The sequence below is a fragment of the Phytobacter sp. V91 genome (assembly GCF_965644225.1).
GTDB lineage: Bacteria > Pseudomonadota > Gammaproteobacteria > Enterobacterales > Enterobacteriaceae > CBFFRJ01.
In genome coordinates this window covers 1-18,746 of sequence record NZ_CBFFRJ010000027.1, presented here as the reverse complement: position 1 = coordinate 18,746, position 18,746 = coordinate 1, and the positions used below count along the sequence as shown (strand labels likewise).

Sequence of the window (18,746 nt, the reverse complement as noted above, 5' to 3'; positions counted from 1 at the left end):
AGGTTTTATGTCTGAACGAAAAACGCCTGTTACCCTGAATCGCCGAAAATTCCTCGCCGCCGGCAGCGCGCTGGCGACCCTGCCTTTGCTCTATTCGCCGCTGATTCGTGCCGCGACAAACGCGAGCCCGGTGGACATTCGTCGCTACCAGACCACTGACTGGCCAGCGGCGTTAAAGCAGGCCTTTACCGAGGCGCAGACGGTTGAAATTCCAGCCGATCTGGTGTGTGAGAATATGAACACCGGGGTGTTTATTCCACCGGGCAAAACCCTGCTGGTGCGGGGCGCTATCAAGAGTAATGGCCGTGGGCGCTTAGTCCTCCAGGACGGCAGCAAGGTCATCGGCGAGAAGGGGGGCAGTCTCTACAATCTGACGCTGGATGTGCGGGGTTCAGACTGCGTTATCCAGGGGATCCATCTGAGTGGTTATGGCCCGGTGACGCAAATCTATATTGGCGGTAAACAGCCGCAGGTGATGCGTAATCTGACCATTGATAATATCACCGTGACCAAAGCCAACTATGCCATCCTGCGCCAGGGATTCCATAACCAGGTGGTGGGCGCACGGATAACCAACAGCCGGTTCAGTTATCTCCAGGGGGACGCCATTGAGTGGAATGTGGCGATCAATGACCAGGATATCCTGATCTCCGATCATGTAATCGACCACATCGATTGTACCAACGGCAAAATAAACTGGGGGATTGGTATCGGTCTGGCGGGCAGTACTTACGATAACGCCTACCCGGAAGATCAGGCGGTGAAAAATTTTGTGGTGGCCAATATTACCGGCAGCCATTGCCGCCAGCTGGTCCACGTGGAGAACGGCAAACATTTTATTATTCGTAACATTAAGGCTAACAATATTACGCCGGATTACAGCAAAAAGGCGGGTATTGATAATGCAACGGTGGCGATTTACGGTTGCGATAATTTTGTGATAGACGGTGTGAGTATGGAAAACAGCGCCGGGATGTTAATTGGCTATGGCGTAATCAAAGGCGATTATTTATCCATTCCGCAAAACTTCAAGCTCAACGATATCCACCTCGACAACCGCAAAAGTGATTACAAATTGCGCGGAATTCAACTCTCCTCCGGAAATGCCACCTCATTTGTCGCGATTACAAATCTGAATCTGCAGCGCGCCAGTCTGGAACTCCACAACAAACCGCAACATCTTTTCCTGCGCAATATCAATGTTATGCAGGAATCGACCCTCGGTTATGCGTTAACCCTGAACTTTGATTTGCGCAAAGATGTGCGGGGTCGCTTTATGGCGAAGCAGGATACGCTATTGTCACTGGCGAATATTAAAGCGGTGAATGAAAAAGGGGAAAACTCTGTCGATATTGACCGCATTGACCAGCATACGGTTAATACAGAAAACCTGAACTTCCGCTTACCAGTACGACGTTTCTGAGCGTTGCCGACGCGATTTTTTACGATGAATCCTGGTGACTTGAACAGTGCATCAGGATTACATCTACAGCAATTCTTCGACAACAGGCGTAACATCTTTCCCTGTTACTTGTGACGGAGTTGCTGGCGAAAAAAAGTTGAAGGTCTATAATTTATCAATCATTTACAGGTGGAAGATATAATGATTAATTTGAAAGCAGTTATCCCGGTAGCCGGTTTGGGGATGCATTTGCTACCCGCCACGAAAGCTATCCCGAAAGAGATGCTACCGATCGTCGACAAGCCAATGATTCAGTACATCGTCGACGAAGTTGTTGCTGCAGGGATCAAAGAAATCGTCCTCGTCACCCATTCATCAAAAAATGCGGTTGAGAACCATTTTGACACCTCTTACGAGCTTGAAGCCTTGCTTGAACAGCGCGTGAAGCGCCAGTTACTGGCTGAAGTGCAATCCATCTGTCCGCCAGGCGTCACCATCATGAACGTGCGTCAGGCGCAGCCGCTGGGTCTGGGCCACTCAATCCTTTGCGCCCGTCCGATTGTTGGCGATAACCCATTTGTGGTGGTTCTGCCGGATATCGTACTGGATAGCGCCTCTGCGGATCCGCTGCGTTATAACCTGGCATCTATGGTGGCGCGTTTCAGTGAGACTGGCCGCAGCCAGGTACTGGCGAAACGTATGGATGGCGACTTGTCTGAATATTCTGTTATCCAGACCAAAGAGCCACTGGACACCGAAGGCAAGATCAGCCGCATCGTTGAATTTATTGAGAAGCCGGATCAGCCGCAAACCCTGGATTCTGATCTGATGGCGGTTGGCCGCTACGTGTTGTCCGCGGATATCTGGGCGGAGCTGGAGAAGACCGCACCGGGCGCGTGGGGACGTATCCAACTGACCGATGCTATTGCCCAACTGGCAACCAAACAGTCTGTTGATGCCATGCTGATGACCGGCGACAGCTTCGACTGCGGTAAGAAAATGGGCTATATGCAGGCCTTTGTTAGTTATGGTCTGCGCAACCTGAAGGAAGGTCAGAAATTCCGTGAGAGCGTTAAAAAACTTTTGACTCAGTGAACGATTAAAAAAGCTCACGAAATAATTAACTTATAATAAATAGCAGTGGAGGGTGGTCGTGGAGTGCGAAGTGCTTCAGAACATTCTCACTGCTTTTTTTTGTTTTATGCTGTTAAATCAACGAATAAAAATTTAAAAAGCAAGATGTTTCTTACTGAGTTTTCTTAGATTTTTCTTGTTTCCGTGATCGTTTGAGCAGAAAATAGTTTTTTATCATTTTGTGCTTGATAACGATAAACATTCGCACTATCAGACATGCCTTTAAAATTGTCGGTAGTTACACACAGTGCACTGGTAGCTAATAAGCCAGGGGCGGTAGCATGTCTGTTTAATAAACAAACATGGCCTGAGCTTGTCTATCCGGTGACGTAGTTAAAACTGCAAAAGCAAAGTGGAATCGTCTCGTGAAAATATTGGTCACTGGTGGGGCAGGCTTTATTGGGTCTGCTGTCGTTCGTCACATCATTAATAATACGCAGGATGCGGTAGTTAACGTCGATAAATTAACCTACGCGGGTAATCTTGAATCATTGACTGAGGTGGAAAACAACCCCCGCTATGCTTTTGAGCAGGCAGATATCTGTGACGGTGAAGCGATGGCGCGGATTTTTGCTGACCATCAGCCAGATGCTGTTATGCATTTAGCTGCTGAAAGCCACGTTGATCGCTCTATTACGGGGCCGGCGGCATTTATTGAAACCAACATCGTTGGTACCTATGTGCTGCTGGAAGCGGCGCGTAAATACTGGTCGCAGCTTGATGAACCGCGTAAAACGGCGTTCCGTTTCCATCATATATCCACTGATGAAGTCTACGGTGATTTGCCGCATCCTGATGAAGTGCCGGCAGGTGAACCCTTACCACTCTTTACTGAAACTACGCCTTATTCTCCCAGCAGTCCTTATTCCTCCTCCAAAGCCTCAAGCGATCATTTAGTTCGTGCATGGCGTCGTACTTATGGTTTCCCGACCATTGTTACTAACTGTTCTAATAATTACGGTCCTTATCATTTCCCGGAAAAACTTATCCCACTGATTATTTTAAATGCCCTGGCAGGAAAACCATTACCTGTCTATGGTAATGGTGAGCAGATCCGTGACTGGTTATATGTCGAAGATCATGCTCGTGCATTATACAAAGTGGTGATCGAAGGTGTTGCAGGTGAAACTTATAATATCGGTGGCCATAACGAACGTAAAAACATCGATGTGGTAAAAACCATCTGCACCATTCTGGATGAGGTCATTGATAATAAACCAGAGGGTATCAGCCATTTCTCTCAATTAATCACTTATGTAACCGACAGACCTGGCCATGATCTTCGCTACGCCATTGACGCCAACAAAATTAAGCATGATTTGGGCTGGGTACCTCAGGAAACGTTCGAATCCGGGATCCGCAAAACGGTGAACTGGTATTTGACTAATCAGGCCTGGTGGCAGCGTGTGATGGATGGCTCCTACGCGGGTGAACGTCTCGGACTGGCAGATTAATTAAGGACATAATGATGAAAGGCATCGTCTTAGCGGGTGGTTCTGGCACCCGTCTCTACCCTATTACACAAGGTGTGTCGAAACAACTTCTTCCTGTTTACGACAAACCGATGATTTTTTATCCGATTTCTGTCCTGATGTTAGCCGGCATTCGTGACATTTTGATTATCACTACCCCGGAAGATATGCCAGCCTTTCAGCGGCTGCTGGGTGATGGCATTCAGTTTGGTATTCGTCTGAGCTATGAGGTTCAGCCCTCTCCTGATGGTCTGGCACAGGCATTTATCATCGGTGAAGAGTTTATCAATAATGAACCCTGCGCACTGGTGCTGGGCGATAACATCTATTTTGGGCAGAGTTTCGGCAAAAAACTGGAAACCGCTGCACAGCTGACTCAAGGGGCGATGGTCTTTGGTTATCAGGTCCAGGATCCGGAACGTTTCGGGGTCGTGGAATTTGATGACAGCTACAAAGCGCTCTCCATTGAAGAAAAACCACTGAAACCAAAATCCAACTGGGCGGTAACCGGGCTTTATTTCTACGACAAAAATGTTGTGGAAATGGCGAAGCAGGTTAAACCTTCTGCCCGTGGCGAACTGGAAATTACCACGCTGAACCAGATGTATCTTGAGCGCGGTGAGCTACAGGTTGAATTGCTGGGGCGTGGCTTTGCATGGCTTGATACCGGTACGCATGACAGTCTGGTCGAAGCCTCACAGTTTATTCATACCATTGAGAAACGTCAGGGCATGAAAGTTGCGTGCCTGGAAGAGATCGCTTTCCGCAAAGGCTGGTTGAGCAAAGAGCAGGTTTCAGAGCAGATTAAAATTCTGTCGAAAACTGACTACGGTCGCTATTTGAAAAGCCTGATTAGCGAATAATTCTGATAATGCGTTAGCGGTGAAGAAATGAAAATTTTACTGATTGGCAAAAATGGCCAAGTTGGTTGGGAGCTGCAACGCTCCCTTGCTACGTTAGGTGAATTGGTAGCGGTCGATTTTTTCGACAAGGAGCTTTGTGGCGATCTGACTAATCCGCAAGGTATTGCGCAGACTATTCGTCAGGTAAAACCTGACGTGGTGGTGAATGCGGCAGCGCATACGGCGGTGGATAAAGCAGAAAGCGAAAGAGAGCTTTCACAATTACTGAATGCAGACAGCGTCGAAGTGATTGCCAAAGAGACGGCGAAATTAGGCGCGCTGCTTATCCATTATTCAACTGACTATGTCTTTAATGGCGGTGGCGAGCATTACCGTCTGGAAGATGAGCAGCCTGCGCCTCTCAATGTCTATGGCGAGACGAAGCTGGCAGGCGAGATTGCCGTCGCAACATATAATCCACGCCATTTTATTTTTCGTACCAGCTGGGTGTACGCCACCCGTGGCGCGAATTTTGCGAAAACCATGCTTCGTCTGGCGAAAGAAAAAGATGCGCTTTCTATTATTAATGACCAGCATGGAGCGCCGACCGGCGCTGAGCTTCTTGCCGATGCGACTGCGATAGCTATTCGGGCGGAAAGTAACAATAAGTCGCTCTACGGAACCTATCATCTGGTTGCCAGTGGTGAAACGACCTGGTACGACTATGCGCAATATGTCTTCTCTGTCGCTCGTGAACTTGGCGAAACCCTGGCTATAAAAGAGGTGAACGGCGTAGATACATCCGCTTACCCCACGCCGGCAAAAAGACCACAAAATTCACGCTTGTCAAACCTGAAGTTTCAGACTGCTTTTGCTACTACGTTGCCTGACTGGAAGGTGGGCGTACAGCGAGTCGTGACTGAAATACTTGGAAAATAAGCCAGAGACTGTAAGCAAATGAATGTAATCAAAACAGCAATTCAAGACGTCCTTATTTTTGAACCTAAAGTTTTTGGTGATGCTCGTGGGTTTTTCTTTGAAAGTTTCAATCAGAAAATTTTTGAGGAAGCAGTGGGTCGTCAGGTAGCATTTATTCAGGACAATCATTCACAATCGCAAAAAAATGTTCTTCGCGGGCTTCATTATCAGCTCGACCCACATGCGCAGGGCAAACTTGTTCGTTGTGTTGAAGGTGAGGTATTCGACGTCGCAGTGGATATCCGTAAAAGCTCAGAGACATTTGGTCAATGGGTCGGTGTTGTTTTAAGTGCAGACAATAAGCGCCAGCTTTGGATCCCGGAAGGTTTTGCCCATGGCTTTATGACGTTGTCTGATAACGCTCAGTTCGTATATAAAGCGACAAACTATTATGCTCCGCAATCTGAACGTAGCATTATCTGGAATGATCCGGAAATAAATATAAAATGGCCTGCTACCGATCAGTTACAGCTTTCGGCTAAAGATCAAAATGGGCAACTCCTGTCAGATGCGGAAATCTATTCCTGATTATGAATACAGATAAGAGAGTAGCTATACTGCTTTGTACCTACAATGGAAGCGAATTTCTCCCTAAGCAGTTAGATTCTATTATTAATCAGACCCATACTAATTGGGTCATTTTCATTTCTGATGATGGCTCAACAGATGATACATTAGACATTTTAAATAGGTATCAACAGAAGTTAAGTCGAGAAAAAATCGTTATTTCGCATGGCCCTAAAAAAGGCTTCGCATGGAATTTTTTATCACTTCTTGATTCATGTCCTGATGATTTTGATTGTTATTCATTCAGCGATCAGGATGATGAGTGGTTGCCTGAAAAATTAAGTAGCGGAGTTAATGTTCTTAGTTCTCTGGATGCTGAAAGTGCAGCTGTACACTGTGGGAGAACGATACTTGTCGATGAGAACGATAATTGTATCGGATATTCTCCACTTTTTAATAAAATACCATCATTCCGCAATGCTTTGATTCAAAGTATCGCTGGTGGTAATACCATGATGTTGAATCACAAAGCCAAAAAAATCGTAAGTAAAACACCTCGCTACCAGAAAATAATCTCCCATGATTGGTGGATATATATTTTAATAACAGGTTGTGGTGGTAAGGTAATCTATGACGAGACTCCAACACTAAGATACCGACAGCATACCAATAATATTATTGGTTCCAACTTAGGCTGGAAGGCTAGAATAAGAAGAATTAATGCATTGTTTGATGGTCATTTTCAACAATGGATACAAAAGAATATTGATGTGCTAAATGCAATAGACGTGCCCTTGTCGGAAAATAATCAATATATTTTTAATGACTTCATTGAGGCCAGAAAATCTGGCTTATTTAAGCGTACGTATATATTTAGTAAAATTAAATTATATCGACAAACATTTCTGGGAACCTTGGCTTTTTATATAGCCATTCTTTTTAAGAAAATTTAAAAGTTACTTCTTTCACCACGAATTAATCAATTAACAAGTCTGGATTCTATAAATAGATGATATAAATCATATAGAATAGCTGACTGGCTCACAACGAGTTTAAGGAAAATAGTATGATACTTCCTGTTATTATGGCGGGAGGGAGTGGCAGCCGACTTTGGCCTATGTCCCGTGAACTTTATCCAAAACAATTTTTAAAGCTCCATGGTGAGTGGTCGATGCTTCAGGAAACTATTTTGCGTCTTGATGGTGTAAGCATGCGCGAACCCCTGGTGATTAGTAATGAAGAGCATCGGTTTGTAATTGCTGAGCAGTTGAGACAGATTAATAAATTATCTAAAAATATTATCCTCGAACCAGTAGGAAGAAACACTGCTCCAGCTATAGCGCTGGCGGCATTAAAAGCAGTAGGTGAAGGTGATGATCCATTACTGCTCGTATTAGCCGCGGATCATGTAATAAATAAGAAAGAAGTGTTTCACCAAAGTATTATCGAAGCTGAAAAATATGCTAATGCTGGTCATTTAGTCACTTTTGGTATCGTTCCGACTCATCCTGAGACAGGATATGGATATATCCACAGAGGTGAGGAAATTTCACTGGGAAGTGGTCTGGCTTATAAAGTTAACCGTTTTGTTGAAAAGCCAAACTATGACATTGCAGAAAGTTATGTCAATTCCGGTGAATACTACTGGAACAGCGGCATGTTTATGTTCAGGGCTAAAAAATACCTGGCAGAATTGCAAAAATATAGACCAGATATTCTACAAAAATGTATTGAATCTATTTCCGCAGCAGATTGTGGGCATGAATTCATCTCTATTCCACAGCATATTTTTAGTGAATGTCCGGATGATTCTATCGATTTTGCAGTGATGGAAAAGACCGCTGATGCAGTTGTTATCGGGTTAGATGCTGACTGGAGTGATGTTGGGTCATGGTCGGCCCTCTGGGATGTTAGTGCCAAAGACCAAAATGGTAATGCATTGAATGGCGATGTATATGCCTACAATGTCCAAAATTGTTATGTTAATTCGGAAGAGAAATTAGTCGCTCTCGTAGGTGTTGACAATCTGGCTATAATTAATACCAAAGATGCGGTTTTGGTAGTTAACAAAGATCAAGTTCAGGATGTAAAGAAAGTTGTTGATTTTTTAAAATCAGAAGGGCGACAGGAATATAAACAACATCGTGAAAAATATCGTCCCTGGGGCCTCTGTGATGTCGTGGTAAAAAATCCGCGATTTGTTGTTAATAAAATCACTATGATTCCTGGTGGGAGTTTTTCTTACCAAAAACATCATCATAGAACTGAGCACTGGATCATTTTGTCCGGAACCGCTGAAGTTGTAATGAATGATAAAACCTTTTTATTAACTGAAAACCAGTCGACGTTTATCCCGATAGGCATTGAGCATTCATTAAATAATCCAGGTAAAATCCCGTTAGAGATGCTCGAGGTTCAGGCTGGCTCTTATTTAGGCGATGATGACATCATCCGTATTAAAGATCTTTATGGTCGCTGTTAACCATCTGGAACATGTAATGACAAAATTAACTTGTTTTAAAGCTTACGACATTCGTGGCGAACTTGGAACCGAATTGAATGAGGATATTGCATACCGCATTGGTCGAGCTTACGGTATTTATTTGAAACCGCGGCGAGTGGTGGTTGGTGGTGATGTAAGACTGACAAGTGAATCATTAAAGTTATCCGTTGCCCGTGGTTTGCAGGATGCTGGTGTCGATGTCCTTGATATTGGATTAAGTGGTACTGAAGAAATTTATTTTTCTACGTTCCATCTTAATGTTGATGGGGGAATTGAGATTACGGCTAGCCATAATCCAATCAACTATAATGGTATGAAGTTAGTCAAAGAAAATGCCAAACCAATAAGTGGCGATACTGGTTTAGACCAAATTCAAAAACTGGCAGAAGAAAATAGTTTCCCTGCAGTGATAGAATCCGAGCGCGGTCAGTATAAAAAGATCTCTATCTTAAATGATTATATTGATCATCTGATGAGTTATATCAGCATTTCGAATTTTAAAAAACCACTAAAATTAGTGATTAACTCGGGGAACGGTGCCGCTGGGCATGTTATTGATGAAATAGAAAAACGATTTGAGACGTCAGGTATCCCGGTATCATTTGTGAAAATTCATAATGATCCTGATGGCAATTTCCCTCATGGTATTCCAAATCCACTTTTGCCTGAATGTCGTAAAGATACAGCTGATGCAGTCATTGCACACAATGCTGATATGGGTATCGCATTCGATGGTGATTTCGACAGATGCTTCTTCTTTGATGAAGAAGCTAAATTTATTGAAGGATATTACATTGTCGGCTTGTTAGCTGAGTCATTCTTGAGGAAATATCCTTCGGCAAAAGTAATTTATGATCCTCGATTAACCTGGAATACAATCGATATTGCTCAGTCTCTGAATGGCAACGCAATCGTCTCTAAGACTGGGCATGCTTTCATCAAAGAAAGAATGCGTAAAGAAGATGCGATCTATGGTGGTGAAATGAGCGCGCATCATTACTTCAAAGATTTTGCCTATTGCGATAGCGGTATGATTCCCTGGTTACTTATTGCTGAGCTAATATCTGGAAAATCAGAGAAACTAAGTAAGTTTGTTGAGCACAGAATTGAAGCTTTCCCTGCTTCAGGGGAAATTAATCGCAAAGTAGATAATCCTCAGACCGTAATTAATAAAATCAAGCTGGCTTATGAGCATGATGCTACTTCTGTTGAGTATATTGACGGTCTGAGCATGAGTTTCCCTACATGGCGATTTAATCTGAGATGTTCAAATACTGAGCCATTGATTCGTCTTAACATTGAATCTCGGGGTGATAAAAAATTAATGCAGTTAAAAACCAGAGAACTGATAAATCTAATTGATTGCCAAACTTCTGATTAATCAGCCTAAAATAAAACGAGTATTACATCATTTATGTTTTACTCTAGCTTGGCTGTTAATCACTGAAAAATAGTGGGTATTGCAGGTGTCATATGTATAACGCGGTTAAAGAAATATTCAGTAATATTAAGTTGCTGATATCTCTGGTGAAGAGAGAAATAAGTCTAAAATACAAAGGTTCTATTGGCGGTTCCGCTTGGGCAATATTAATGCCTCTTTGCATGTTGGTGATTTACACATTCGTGTTTAGCCATATATTCAAAGCTAAATGGGGGACGCAAGGTTATGATGCACCGAAATCTGAATTTGCTTTGATTTTATTTATCGGTATTATTGCATATAACTTCTTTTCAGAATGTATTACCCGTAGTCCAACGATTATCACAAGTAATCCGAACTATGTTAAAAAAGTGGTATTTCCTTTAGGGATATTACCAATTGTTTATGTATTATCTGCTTTCTTTAATATGGTTTTGACTATCTTCATATGGTTGGTTGGCTATATAGTTATTTATGGGATGCCACATTTAACACTGCTCTATCTACCATTGGTAATATTGCCTTTGCTGATTTTCTCTTTAGGTACGAGTTATTTGCTGGCGTCGTTAGGAACCTATATAAGAGATATTAATCAACTCACAGGTTTGATCGCCACAGCTTTGATGTTCCTCTCACCTATTTTCTATCCTATCAGCGCTATACCTGAAGCATTTAGAACCATAATGCAAATAAACCCGCTTACTCCAGCCGTTGAAGAAATGCGCAGTGTAATGTATTTTGGTAATAGCATATCATGGGAACTATTTCTGAGAAGTTTATTAATATCAGTAGTTTTCTTTATTTTAAGTTTTGTTTTTTATTCAAAAACGAAAAAAGGATTTGCTGATGTCCTTTGATAAAGAGATGCCACAACTTGCACTGCAAGTCACAAATGTAGGTAAAGCGTATCGAGTTTATAATAAAAATACGCATCGCTTGTATCAATTTTTTCTTCCAAATAAAATTAAATTATATAGCGAGTTTTGGGCAGTAAAAAATGTCAGTTTCCAGATAAACAGAGGGGAGACTGTCGCCATTCTTGGCAGGAACGGAGCCGGGAAATCTACGCTGCTGCAGTTAATTTCAAACACCCTTTCTCCGACAACCGGTGAGATTTATCGAAAAGGAAAAATCGCTGCATTACTGGAGTTGGGTGCGGGATTCAATAATGAGTTTACTGGCCGAGAAAACATATATATTTCGGGAGCGATTTATGGTCTCTCAAGATCTGAAATAGATGCCAAATTCTCAGATATTGAATCCTTTGCTGATATTGGTACATTCATCGATCAGCCAGTAAAAAATTACTCAAGTGGTATGTTTGTCCGTCTGGCATTTGCTCTTATCGTCAATGTTGATGCTGAAATTTTGATCATTGATGAAGCTTTAGCTGTTGGTGATGTATTTTTCCAACAAAAATGCATGCGCTTCCTGCGTGGTTTTCAGGATAATGGTGGTACCATCCTTTTTGTCAGCCACGATACCGCGGCAGTAATGGCCCTGTGTGATAAAGCCATTTTATTACGGCGTAATGCCAGTGGCGATACCTATGTAACAGAAGGTAAAGCTGAAACAGTGTGCCACGAATATTTAAAAGAGTTGTATGCTGATCCTGAAAGATTAAAAAATAATAGTCAGACCTCTAAAATAAAATCACACGCTCATGCCAAGATTATAGAAGGTGATTCAATTTCACATTCATTGTATTTTGTTTCCGATTTTAATTCCGCAGCGGAAAGTTTTGGCCGTGGTGGCGGTAGCATTATACATGCTGAGGTGCAAGATCCTGATGGTATCAGGGTAAAAAATATTAGTTCCGGGCAAGAAATTAAGATATGTGTTTCAATAGAGGCTAAATCTTATATTGAAAATCCTGCTGTAGGTCTCATCCTGAAGGACAGTAAAGGTCAGTTCTTATTCACGGAAAGTACAGACCCGCATTTCAGACTTGCCAATTTGAGTATGAACGAAGGTGAAAAAGTTAATGTCTATTTTACACTCAGAATGCCTGTTTTAATTAGAGGTGTCTACAGCATTGATTTCGCTTTTGCAAATGGGGTGGGTGATGATCATTATCAACTTCATTGGGTACATGATGCTGTAGTCATTGAATGTGTATCAGGACGCCAGGTACATGGCATTCTAGGGTTTGATAATTTAGATATTAAATGGGAGAGTAAATGAACGTGGATAATTCAGAGTTAATTATCAATTCCAGATATGGAAAAATATGTGTCAGTGACAAAGAAGATTTAATCGTTAACAGCCTAAAAGCTTATGGTGAATGGGCGAATAATGAAATATCGTTCTTAAATAAACTGATTCATAAAGGTGATTTTGTTCTCGATATCGGTACATATATTGGCACCCACTTATTGGCTTTTAGTTCATTTGTCGGCCCTAATGGCACAGTTATCGGTTTTGAACCACAGAAAAAAGCATTTGAATTGGGTTGTGAAACGATCAAGGTCAATTCACTGGGGTATGTGCGAATTAATAATTTTGCACTCGGCTGCCGTGAAGATGAAATTAATGTTAACGAAGCCTCTCCTGAACAAAAAAATAATGAAGGCTCTTTTTCTATTTTATCCTCTCAGCATGAAAACTCGCATTACCCGGATAGTGAAATAGATTCGCATGAAATACCTGAAGTAAGCGATAAAATTAGTATAAAAACGCTGGATTCACTCGGATTTGAACGTTTAGATTTTATTAAGATTGATGCTGAAGGAATGGAGTTTGATGTATTGTGTGGCGGTGTCGACACACTAACAAAAACGCGTCCTTTAATTTATTGTGAATGTAATGATTTGGAACATGGCAGCCAGGTTTACCAGTGGGCTGTTCAGCATGATTTTAAGGTAGTTGCAGTTAATATTCCGGCATTTAATCCTGAGAATTATTTTAAAAATCAGGAAGATTTCTTTGGCGGCGCTTCGGAAGTTGCATTGCTGCTTTATCCTCTGGAAAAAGAAAGTAAAATTAATGTAGCTATCAGTGGGATGGCTTTCAGGAAGATTGGCTCGAGTGCTGATATTTATTTGACGCTACTGAATAAGAAACAATTCATTGCTGAAACAGCAGCATTAAGCGATGCCGGGTTAAATTATAAAGATTTTGATTTTAACAGCCAACGTTTTGATATCGAATTCGATATTCCTGAGAGTAAAAAAACAGAAGGCGTGTTAATTGGTGTGCCTTTCTATAAAGGTGTCGAACTCGTAGAGCCATTGCTAAACTCGTTTATCAAATGCAGCGAAGAGTTACTTTCAGCTAATGCGAAGGTCGTGTTTTATAACGATAGCCCTGATGATATCGCATTGTGCCAGAAATTACTGGAGGTAAGCACTCATGATGTTGGTTTTTCGTTCGAAATAGTAACTAATGAGAAAAATTTAGGTTTTATTGGAACAACAAATAAATCAATTGAGTATGCTGTAAGTCTGAAATACGACCTGGTGATGCTCAACTCTGATACTTTATTTTTCCCCGGTGTATTAAAACAATTAATTGATGTGGCATATGCGGACCCGATGATTGGTTTTGTATCACCAAGATCGAACAATGCAACTATATGTACATTCCCGCATAATGAGTTAAATAACCAGCTATCACCTGAAGAACTGTACAACCGTTTTACTAATGTTGCTTCGGTGTTTCCACGTTATACATTTGTGCCAACGTTAGTTGGTTTTTGTCTGTTTGTTAAACATAAAATTCTTCAAGAGTTTGGTTTGTTGGATCCTGTCTATGGCAAAGGATATAACGAGGAAAATGATTTTATCATGCGCGCAAACCGCTGTGGTTATGGCGCAGTTTTAGCGAATCATGCATATGTCTGGCATGAAGGTGAGAAGTCATTCTCTACACTTGAAGTAACCAGAACAGAAAGAGAAATCGAGAACAGAAAAATATTAGATCGCCGCTATCCTGAGTTTGGTAGTCTGGTAACCAATTATTTTTCATCTGTCGAATACCGGACAGAGAGCATAATTGAGGGACTTATTCCAGATTCTGAGGGTCGGCTGAATATTGCAATCGATTTTTCATCACTCGGAACCTATCACAATGGAACATTCGAGGCAGGGAAGAAACTTATTTTTGCTGCGGATAAATGCTGGAATAGTAAATATAACATTGTGATTATTTGTGGTAGTGCGTCATGGGAATATCATGAAATCCAGAAAGACGTTAGCAAACGTGTATCATGGTGTGATTCTGCCGATTTTAGCCAAAAATTTGCTGCAGTCATCAGAATCGGTCAGCCTTTTACTGTTGATGCCCTTGCGCAAGGCTTTTATCGTGCACCAGTGACCAGTTGTTTCATGCTTGATACTATTGCAACTGATTGTGGTTATCTTAAAGAAAATTTCGATATTGATATTTGGCGCTTTATATTAAAGTGGAACGAGGTAATATTCACTAACTCTTTCTTCACGGCGAGCCAATTCTCTCGGCGATATATAATCGGCGAAAATACTATCTTACAGCCATCTCTGCACTCTGTTACAGTTGATGATTATTTTGGTGGCGCACCATTATCTAATGTAAAAGAAAATACTTCAGTGTCTAAATATAATAGAACACTGCTTGTTATTGGTAATAAGTTTGAACATAAGGGGTTGAATACTGCAATTCCTCTTCTGGCGAAAGCATTACCTGACGACGAAATATTAGTTCTTGGCGCTACTGATTTTACCTTTAACAATGTAACCTGTATTCCAACTGGTGGCATGAGTGATGATGAAGTTAGATCTATTTATCAACGTGCTGATGCAATTATTTTCCCAAGCCATTATGAAGGTTTCGGTTTTCCGTTGTTGCATGGTATCGCTCAGCAGAAAAAAGTCATTTTAAGAAATCTGCCTGTCTATCATGAGATTACTCGTGAACTTCGTTCAGGCAGAGATAATGTTATATTCTTTGATGCTTTAGATGAATTGCCGGAAATGTTGAATAGCGGCTCTCTGAAATGGCATGGAGATGTGGCAGTTGGTGAGGAATCTGGTTGGGAGCGCTCGGCTGCTGAGGTTATTCAAACTATTGAACACTGTATGAAGAATGTGAGTTTTGAAAATACCGCAGAGCGACTACGTTGGTTTGAGCGTTCTTTCCTCAGTGGTTCTTCTGCGTCAGGTGGTGCAAAACATAGTGTTGCAGAAAACATTGCAAACAGAGTCTCCCCTTATTTTCATAGAGCTATCGTTAAGGTTCTAAATAATCGGTTTAGCTATAGTGTACTAAGAGTTCTGTGGCGGTTGTTTAAAAAAATCCGCTAATCGTTGAGTGGCGTACCCAATGATACGCCACTCGTTTTATTTGTTTTACTTCATGTTAATGGTGTAATTAATACCCGTAGCCTGCGCAGATCAGATGTTGATAAATTTGCGTTGTAAGTTATGTAACTACATATAAATAACTCGCAAAATTTGGTGTGGCAAACTCTGGATTCATTAAGGAGAGGCGGGTGTTGTCAATAACTATTCAGAACGTTATTTCTACGTTAATATAGCATCCACTTAAACCCGCCGGACTCGTTCCCGGCTGGGTAACCACACCTGACAGGAGTTTTGCATGTCTAAGCAACAAATCGGCGTTGTTGGTATGGCAGTGATGGGGCGCAACCTGGCGCTGAACATCGAAAGCCGTGGCTATACCGTTTCCGTGTTCAACCGCTCCCGCGATAAAACGGAAGAAGTGATTGCCGAAAACCCAGGCAAAAAGCTGGTTCCTTTCTATACCGTGCAGGAATTTGTTGAATCCTTAGAAACGCCTCGCCGCATCCTGTTGATGGTGAAAGCAGGCGCTGGTACTGATGCTGCCATCGACTCCCTGAAACCGTATCTTGATAAAGGCGACATCATTATTGATGGCGGTAACACCTTCTTCCACGACACTATCCGTCGTAACCGTGAACTCTCTGCCGAAGGCTTTAACTTCATTGGTACCGGCGTTTCCGGTGGCGAAGAGGGCGCGCTGAAAGGCCCGTCAATCATGCCTGGTGGTCAGAAAGAAGCCTATGAGCTGGTTGCGCCAATCCTGACTAAGATTGCCGCAGTTGCCGAAGATGGCGAACCTTGCGTGACCTATATCGGCGCTGACGGCGCGGGTCACTATGTGAAGATGGTTCACAACGGCATCGAGTACGGCGACATGCAGCTGATCGCTGAAGCCTACGCTCTGCTGAAAGGCGGCCTGAACCTGTCCAACGAAGAACTGGCAGAAACCTTCAGCGAATGGAACAAGGGCGAGCTGAGCAGCTATCTTATCGACATCACCAAAGATATTTTCACCAAGAAAGATGAAGAAGGTAAATACCTGGTTGATGTGATCCTCGATGAAGCCGCCAACAAAGGTACCGGTAAATGGACCAGCCAGAGCTCTCTGGATCTCGGCGAGCCGCTGTCTCTCATCACTGAATCTGTTTTCGCACGTTACATCTCCTCTCTGAAAGAGCAGCGTGTTGCAGCCTCTAAAGTACTGAGCGGCCCGCAGGCGAAACCTGCTGGCGATAAAGCTGAGTTTGTTGAGAAAGTTCGTCGCGCACTGTACCTGGGCAAAATCGTCTCTTACGCACAGGGCTTCTCTCAGCTGCGCGCGGCATCTGACGAGAATAACTGGGACCTGAACTACGGCGAAATCGCGAAGATTTTCCGTGCAGGCTGCATCATTCGTGCTCAGTTCCTGCAAAAAATCACTGACGCCTATGCTCAAACTCCGGCTATCGCTAACCTGCTGCTGGCGCCTTACTTCAAGCAGATTGCTGATGACTATCAGCAGGCGCTGCGTGATGTTGTGGCTTACGCGGTGCAGAACGGTATTCCGGTACCGACTTTCGGTGCGGCAGTGGCTTACTATGACAGCTACCGTGCGGCCGTCCTGCCTGCGAACCTGATTCAGGCGCAGCGTGACTACTTCGGTGCCCACACTTACAAACGCACTGACAAAGACGGCGTATTCCATACCGAATGGCTGGATTAATCTGATATTGTCCGCAATCGTAAACGAAGCCCGGTTATTATAACCGGGCTTTTTTTCGTCATAACGCGGCATGTGCAGGGGATTTACATGCCTTCTTCAGAGAAAGCAAAATAAATGGCTGTTAAACCCATGTTTTAGCATAAACACGCCGTCTTGACAGTGCCTCAACAGAAGAGGTAAAAACCCCAACAGTTATTGATTTTAAGCGATGGCACAGACTGCCATCTTCGGTTCTATACACTGACATAAGTTGCTTATCGAATGAAAATAACCATCTCCGGAACAGGTTACGTTGGCTTATCAAACGGTATTTTGATTGCGCAAAACCATGAGGTTGTGGCGCTGGATATTGTGCAGGCCAAAGTCGACATGCTTAATCAGAAGATTTCCCCAATTGTGGACAAGGAAATCGAGGAGTATTTACAGCATAAGCCGCTGAATTTCCGTGCGACAACGGACAAGCAAGATGCTTACCGTGATGCCGAGTACGTCATCATCGCCACCCCGACAGATTACGACCCGAAAACCAACTACTTCAATACTTCCAGTGTGGAAGCGGTTATTCGTGATGTACATGAGATCAACCCGAACGCCGTGATGATTGTCAAATCCACGATCCCGGTTGGCTTCACCCAGTCCATCAAAGAGAAGCTGGGCATTGATAACGTTATCTTCTCGCCGGAGTTTCTGCGCGAAGGTAAGGCGTTGTACGACAACCTCCATCCTTCACGTATCGTTATTGGCGAGCGTTCTGAACGCGCGGAACGTTTTGCCGCGCTGCTGCAGGAAGGGGCCATCAAAAAGGATATCAACGTCCTCTTTACCGGCTCAACCGAAGCAGAAGCGATCAAACTGTTTGCCAATACCTACCTGGCAATGCGTGTGGCTTACTTTAATGAGCTGGACAGCTACGCTGAAACCCTGGGCCTCGATACCCGCCAGATCATCGAAGGTGTTTGCCTTGACCCACGTATCGGTAATCACTACAACAACCCGTCGTTCGGCTACGGCGGCTACTGCCTGCCGAAAGACACCAAGCAGTTGCTGGCTAACTACCAGTCAGTACCGAACAACCTGATTTCCGCTATTGTTGATGCTAACCGCACCCGCAAAGATTTTATCGCCGATTCTATTCTGGCGAGCCATCCGAAAGTGGTGGGCGTTTACCGTCTGATTATGAAGAGTGGTTCGGACAACTTCCGCGCTTCCTCGATTCAGGGGATCATGAAACGCATCAAAGCCAAAGGCGTGCAGGTGATTGTCTATGAACCAGTGATGCAGGAAGACACGTTCTTCCATTCCCGGGTGATCCGTGACCTGGAAGCTTTCAAACAGGAAGCCGATGTGATTATCTCTAACCGCATGGCGCCGGAACTGGCGGATGTGGCGGATAAAGTTTATACCCGCGATCTGTTCGGCAACGACTAAGCTGTACTAGCTCAGACCTGATCTGACAGTTACCGGTTATTTATACAGGTGTCTGTCAGATTAAATCTGGTTCAGATTT

Annotated in this window: 14 protein-coding genes; all 14 read left to right on the top strand. The window is 43.2% G+C overall.

What is annotated here, in order from left to right:
- The first annotated feature begins 7 nt into the window (after positions 1 to 7).
- The 14 genes from wcaM (at position 8) to ugd (ending at position 18,667) form a co-directional block, all read left to right on the top strand.
- Positions 8 to 1,423 carry a colanic acid biosynthesis protein WcaM gene (wcaM, locus tag ACSZO4_RS07700; RefSeq protein ID WP_437888297.1) on the top strand — a complete coding sequence of 472 codons (1,416 nt, stop codon included), beginning with the start codon at positions 8 to 10 and terminating at the stop codon, positions 1,421 to 1,423.
- A gap of 180 nt (positions 1,424 to 1,603) precedes the next feature.
- Positions 1,604 to 2,497 carry a UTP--glucose-1-phosphate uridylyltransferase GalF gene (galF, locus tag ACSZO4_RS07695; RefSeq protein ID WP_437888296.1) on the top strand — a complete coding sequence of 298 codons (894 nt, stop codon included), beginning with the start codon at positions 1,604 to 1,606 and terminating at the stop codon, positions 2,495 to 2,497.
- Positions 2,498 to 2,901: 404 nt separating this feature from the next.
- Positions 2,902 to 3,990 carry a dTDP-glucose 4,6-dehydratase gene (gene rfbB / locus ACSZO4_RS07690; protein WP_437888295.1) on the top strand — a complete coding sequence of 363 codons (1,089 nt, stop codon included), beginning with the start codon at positions 2,902 to 2,904 and terminating at the stop codon, positions 3,988 to 3,990.
- 14 nt (positions 3,991 to 4,004) lie between these two features.
- Positions 4,005 to 4,871: a glucose-1-phosphate thymidylyltransferase RfbA gene (rfbA, locus tag ACSZO4_RS07685; protein WP_437888319.1), complete on the top strand. Its 867-nt coding sequence runs from the start codon at positions 4,005 to 4,007 to the stop codon at positions 4,869 to 4,871.
- A 27-nt stretch (positions 4,872 to 4,898) separates the two neighbouring features.
- Positions 4,899 to 5,789: a dTDP-4-dehydrorhamnose reductase gene (gene rfbD / locus ACSZO4_RS07680; protein ID WP_437888294.1), complete on the top strand. Its 891-nt coding sequence runs from the start codon at positions 4,899 to 4,901 to the stop codon at positions 5,787 to 5,789.
- A gap of 18 nt (positions 5,790 to 5,807) precedes the next feature.
- A complete protein-coding gene (gene rfbC / locus ACSZO4_RS07675; RefSeq protein WP_437888293.1) occupies positions 5,808 to 6,356 on the top strand; it encodes a dTDP-4-dehydrorhamnose 3,5-epimerase in 549 nt (182 codons plus the stop codon).
- Between the two features lie 2 nt (positions 6,357 to 6,358).
- Positions 6,359 to 7,288, top strand: coding sequence for a glycosyltransferase family 2 protein (locus tag ACSZO4_RS07670; protein WP_437888292.1), 930 nt, complete (start codon positions 6,359 to 6,361; stop codon positions 7,286 to 7,288).
- Positions 7,289 to 7,401: 113 nt separating this feature from the next.
- The gene (locus ACSZO4_RS07665; protein ID WP_437888291.1) at positions 7,402 to 8,817 is read left to right on the top strand and encodes a mannose-1-phosphate guanylyltransferase/mannose-6-phosphate isomerase; all 1,416 of its coding nucleotides are present in this window, start codon (positions 7,402 to 7,404) and stop codon (positions 8,815 to 8,817) included.
- Between the two features lie 16 nt (positions 8,818 to 8,833).
- Positions 8,834 to 10,219 (top strand): phosphomannomutase CpsG, encoded by a 1,386-nt coding sequence (locus tag ACSZO4_RS07660; protein WP_437888290.1) that lies wholly within the window; start codon positions 8,834 to 8,836, stop codon positions 10,217 to 10,219.
- A 92-nt stretch (positions 10,220 to 10,311) separates the two neighbouring features.
- Positions 10,312 to 11,115 carry an ABC transporter permease gene (locus ACSZO4_RS07655; RefSeq protein ID WP_437888289.1) on the top strand — a complete coding sequence of 268 codons (804 nt, stop codon included), beginning with the start codon at positions 10,312 to 10,314 and terminating at the stop codon, positions 11,113 to 11,115.
- On the top strand, positions 11,105 to 12,442 hold the full coding sequence (locus ACSZO4_RS07650; protein WP_437888288.1) for an ABC transporter ATP-binding protein: 1,338 nt from the start codon (positions 11,105 to 11,107) through the stop codon (positions 12,440 to 12,442). Before ACSZO4_RS07655 ends, ACSZO4_RS07650 begins: the two co-directional genes overlap by 11 nt.
- Positions 12,439 to 15,537, top strand: a complete 3,099-nt coding sequence (locus tag ACSZO4_RS07645; protein ID WP_437888287.1) for an FkbM family methyltransferase — start codon at positions 12,439 to 12,441, stop codon at positions 15,535 to 15,537. The genes ACSZO4_RS07650 and ACSZO4_RS07645 overlap by 4 nt, the downstream gene beginning before the upstream one ends.
- Before the next feature lie 295 nt (positions 15,538 to 15,832).
- A complete protein-coding gene (gndA, locus tag ACSZO4_RS07640) occupies positions 15,833 to 17,239 on the top strand; it encodes an NADP-dependent phosphogluconate dehydrogenase (RefSeq protein ID WP_437888286.1) in 1,407 nt (468 codons plus the stop codon).
- A gap of 261 nt (positions 17,240 to 17,500) precedes the next feature.
- Positions 17,501 to 18,667, top strand: a complete 1,167-nt coding sequence (gene ugd, locus ACSZO4_RS07635) for a UDP-glucose 6-dehydrogenase (RefSeq protein ID WP_437888285.1) — start codon at positions 17,501 to 17,503, stop codon at positions 18,665 to 18,667.
- Positions 18,668 to 18,746 lie beyond the last annotated feature (79 nt).

What these genes read in the sequence shown, in the direction of transcription:
- ugd (WP_437888285.1), top strand. Translation starts at nt 17,501, where the DNA reads ATGAAAATAACCATCTCCGGAACAGGTTACGTTGGCTTATCAAACGGT.
- wcaM (WP_437888297.1), top strand. Translation starts at nt 8, where the DNA reads ATGTCTGAACGAAAAACGCCTGTTACCCTGAATCGCCGAAAATTCCTC.
- galF (WP_437888296.1), top strand. Translation starts at nt 1,604, where the DNA reads ATGATTAATTTGAAAGCAGTTATCCCGGTAGCCGGTTTGGGGATGCAT.
- ACSZO4_RS07670 (WP_437888292.1), top strand. Translation starts at nt 6,359, where the DNA reads ATGAATACAGATAAGAGAGTAGCTATACTGCTTTGTACCTACAATGGA.
- ACSZO4_RS07655 (WP_437888289.1), top strand. Translation starts at nt 10,312, where the DNA reads ATGTATAACGCGGTTAAAGAAATATTCAGTAATATTAAGTTGCTGATA.
- rfbD (WP_437888294.1), top strand. Translation starts at nt 4,899, where the DNA reads ATGAAAATTTTACTGATTGGCAAAAATGGCCAAGTTGGTTGGGAGCTG.
- ACSZO4_RS07645 (WP_437888287.1), top strand. Translation starts at nt 12,439, where the DNA reads ATGAACGTGGATAATTCAGAGTTAATTATCAATTCCAGATATGGAAAA.
- ACSZO4_RS07660 (WP_437888290.1), top strand. Translation starts at nt 8,834, where the DNA reads ATGACAAAATTAACTTGTTTTAAAGCTTACGACATTCGTGGCGAACTT.
- ACSZO4_RS07650 (WP_437888288.1), top strand. Translation starts at nt 11,105, where the DNA reads ATGTCCTTTGATAAAGAGATGCCACAACTTGCACTGCAAGTCACAAAT.
- ACSZO4_RS07665 (WP_437888291.1), top strand. Translation starts at nt 7,402, where the DNA reads ATGATACTTCCTGTTATTATGGCGGGAGGGAGTGGCAGCCGACTTTGG.
- rfbA (WP_437888319.1), top strand. Translation starts at nt 4,005, where the DNA reads ATGAAAGGCATCGTCTTAGCGGGTGGTTCTGGCACCCGTCTCTACCCT.
- gndA (WP_437888286.1), top strand. Translation starts at nt 15,833, where the DNA reads ATGTCTAAGCAACAAATCGGCGTTGTTGGTATGGCAGTGATGGGGCGC.
- rfbC (WP_437888293.1), top strand. Translation starts at nt 5,808, where the DNA reads ATGAATGTAATCAAAACAGCAATTCAAGACGTCCTTATTTTTGAACCT.